The organism is Streptomyces sp. SPB074, assembly GCF_000154905.1.
In the GTDB taxonomy this organism is placed as follows: Bacteria; Actinomycetota; Actinomycetes; order Streptomycetales; family Streptomycetaceae; genus Streptomyces.
The window spans coordinates 756912-759777 of the sequence record NZ_GG770539.1; the positions used below are offsets into that span (position 1 = coordinate 756912).

Below are 2866 nucleotides of genomic sequence, written 5' to 3' on the forward strand. Positions count from 1 at the left end.
CACGCGTGCGGCGCCCGGGGACGGGACGGCGGAGGACGCGGGGGCGCGGGCCGGGGAAGCGGGCGACGCGGGCGCGCGGGGGCGGGCAGGGGAAGCGGAGGAGGCCGGGGCACGGGCACCGGCCGGGGACGGGGAGGCGGAGGAGGGCCGGGCGCGGGCCTGAACCACCGCCCTGCCCGGCCCCCACCACGTCCTGCCCGCCCGCTTTTCCCGTCCCCGTGGCGTCAGCTCTTGCCGGATGCCGGTGTGTCGCCGAACTCCTGCGTGAGCTGCTTCTGGATCTGCCGCTCGATCTCGTCGGCCAGGGGGCCGTTCTTCCAGTCGGCGCCGAACTCCTTGGCCATCTCGGCGCGCAGGGCCTTCTCGAACTCGGCGCGGAAGACCGGGTCGTCCGCGAACTCGTCCGCGTCGAAGGGCTCGTCACCGGCCGCTCCCGCCGGGCCGTCGGCCAGGTCAGCGGGGTCCAGGCCGAGCGGGGCGCCGTTCTTGCCCTTCGGCAGTTCCTTCGCCCCGGCCGGCGCGGTGATCTTCCCCGGGGTGCCGAAGCGGAGCGAGACGGCGGCCTTGTCGCCCTTCTTGAGCCCGTCGGCGGCCGTCGCGAGCTGCGTGGCGTCGAAGCTGATCCCGGCGAGGGTCCCCTTATCCAGCGCGAAGTCCACGCCCACGGCGCGCTTCGGGGCGTCCTTGAGGGACTCCGCCGTGGGGAGCGCGCCGCGCAGCCGCGGGGGCAGCTTGCCGGAGACCTTGTCGAGCACGCCGACGACATCGGTCAGGAAGGCCCGGGCGGGGGCCTGCGCGCGGATGTGCTCGACGCCGTCCTTCGTGCCCTTGCCGGTGAAGGTGACGCGCCGGGTGACGACCTCCTCCAGGCCGGTGCCGAGCCGGCGCCGCGTCCCGTCGTCGAGCTTCTGGTTCCCGGCCGGGGCGCCGGTCCCGGCCGCGGCGCCGATCGCCTCCGTGCCGGTCTTGACCCAGTCGCCGGAGAACAGCGCCTTGAGACTGTCCATGCCCTCGGGTATCTCGCCGGGGCCCGGCACGCTCCCGCCGCCGAAGGTCCGGGTGAGCCGGTCGGTGTCTGCCCTGAGGTACACGGTCTTGTCGATCACGCGCACTTCGGCCAGGGCCGGGCCCTTGTCCGCGGCGAGCCTCAGCGCCATGGCCTCGATGTCCTTGTCCCCGGCGTCGGCGAGCGGTTTGCTCGCCCGTACGGAGACGGAGACGCGCAGCCGCGACAGGAGCTTCGCGGCGGCCGGTGTGAGGGAGTCCGCGTCCGGCACCTCGTCGGCGAAGAGCCGCGGGGCCGCGTCGAGCCCGAACTCGACGGAGAGCGCGTGTTGTTCGCCGAGCCTGTCGGCGGCCTTGCGGATCTTCTGCGCCGCGCTCAGGTTCTCGGCGGTGCCGCAGGCGGCGACGCCTGTGAGCGCCAGCGCGGCGGAGGTCGCGACGACGAGCGTCGTACGGCGTGCGGTGTTGATGGTTCTCCCCTGTCCCCGTGGTACGCACAGGAGACCCACCGGGTGCGCACACGGTTGTGCGGGGGCGGGGCACGAAACCGTAACGGCCCGTGGGCGGGGCTCAGCGGGTGCGGGTGCCGCTCCCCGGGAGCGCCGCGCGCTCCAGGACGCGCGAGGCGCCCACCGGGAGGTCCCACAGGTCCGCGCGGGGGCGGCCGGCCGCGTGCCAGGCCGCCCGGGTGCGCAGGAGGGGTTCGAGCACGGGTTCGCTGGAGAGCGGGAAGGTGCCCCAGTGCATGGGGGCCATCCGGGCGGCGCCGAGGTCGCCGGCGGCCCGTACCGCCTCCTCGGGGTCGCAGTGCACGTCCCCCAGGAACCAGCGCGGGTCGTAGGCGCCGACCGGGAGGAGCGCGAGATCGATGCCGGGCAGGCGGCGGCCGATCTCGGCGAAGGCGGGGCCGTAGCCCGTGTCCCCGGCGAAGTAGAGGCGGGGGCCGCCGTCCGGCGCGGTGAGCACCCAGCCGCACCACAGGCTGCGGCAGGTGTCGGTGAGGCCGCGTTTGGACCAGTGGTGCGCGGGGACGCAGTCGAAGCGCACCCCGTCGAGGACGGCCGCCTCCCACCAGTCCAGCTCGGTGACCCGCGTGAAGCGGCGCCGCCTGAACCAGGGGGCGAGCCCGGCGGGGCACAGGACGGGGGTGGCGCGGGGCAGGCGGCGCAGCGTGGGGGCGTCGAGGTGGTCGTAGTGGTTGTGGCTCAGGACGACCGCGTCGACGGGGCCGAGCGAGTCCCAGGGCACACCGGCCGGGGTGAGGCGGGCGGGGGTGCCGAGGATGCGGCGCGACCACACGGGGTCGGTGAGCACGGTGAGCCCGCCGATCCGGACGACGAAGCTGGCGTGCCCCGCCCACGTGACGCCGAGCGCGCCGGGTCCCGGCTCCGGCGGGGGCGCGGGCGCGCACGGGATGCGCGCGGCGTCCGCGAGCCCTTCGGCCGTCGGCCGCACGGCGCGCTCGCGGAGCAGTCGCGCGTACTCCCGCACCCCGGGCAGTGGCGCGGTCAGGCGGTCCGCGAAGTCGCGCGGCCAGGCACGGCGCGCGAAGAGCGGCCGGGGCGCGGGGAGCGGAGGATCGCCGGGACGGCCGTGCGCGGACGCGGCGGTCGCGGGGCGGCCGGAGGAGGGCGCGGGCACGGCGGGGCGGCCCGGCGGGGGTGCCGGGTCCGGCGCGGCGGGGGTCATGCGGGGGCCTCGCCACGGGCCGTCGCCCCGGCGGGGGACGGCGGGCGCGGGGTGCGCGCGGGCGTGCCCCCGCCGGGGCGCCTTTATAGGAATCATTCGTAAAGATAAGATACTTCTTTTTTTTTTTTTTTTTTTTTTTTTTTTTTTTATTTTTTTTTTTTTTTTTTTTTTT

The 2866-nt window shown here is 75.0% G+C and carries 2 protein-coding genes; both read right to left on the bottom strand.

Annotation, left to right across the window (positions count from 1 at the left end; all coding sequences use genetic code 11):
• Window positions 1-224: 224 nt before the first annotated feature.
• The gene (locus tag SSBG_RS03070; protein ID WP_037868814.1) at window positions 225-1514 is read right to left on the bottom strand and encodes a hypothetical protein; all 1290 of its coding nucleotides are present in this window, start codon (window positions 1512-1514) and stop codon (window positions 225-227) included.
• Window positions 1515-1575: 61 nt separating this feature from the next.
• Window positions 1576-2694, bottom strand: coding sequence for an MBL fold metallo-hydrolase (locus SSBG_RS03075; protein WP_008744769.1), 1119 nt, complete (start codon window positions 2692-2694; stop codon window positions 1576-1578).
• Window positions 2695-2866 lie beyond the last annotated feature (172 nt).